The following is a 220-nucleotide window of genomic DNA, read 5'->3' on the forward strand; positions in this document are numbered from 1 at the left end:
GATTGATTTGGGAAAATAATATGCTTTATGAAGGAACCGGTTTAAAAAAAGGAAGCAAGCTTCGTATCAATGAATTAAAAACAGGTAAAGCCACTAAATCTATCAATCTGCCAAATAAAATTTTCGGGGAAGGGATTACCATGCTCAATGGTAAGATTTATCAGTTAACCTGGGATAATCACATTGTTTACGTATACGATGCCAAAACCTTTAAAAAAGA

Annotated in this window: 1 protein-coding gene; it reads left to right on the forward strand. The window is 33.2% G+C overall.

Annotation, left to right across the window (positions count from 1 at the left end; translation table 11 throughout):
- Positions 1-20 precede the first annotated feature (20 nt).
- Positions 21-220 (forward strand): glutaminyl-peptide cyclotransferase (locus tag CWC28_RS21735; RefSeq protein WP_249324999.1); only part of this gene is annotated, 200 nt, incomplete at its 3' end.

It is taken from the genome of Pseudoalteromonas sp. S4492 (assembly GCF_005886115.1).
GTDB lineage: Bacteria > Pseudomonadota > Gammaproteobacteria > Enterobacterales > Alteromonadaceae > Pseudoalteromonas > Pseudoalteromonas gelatinilytica.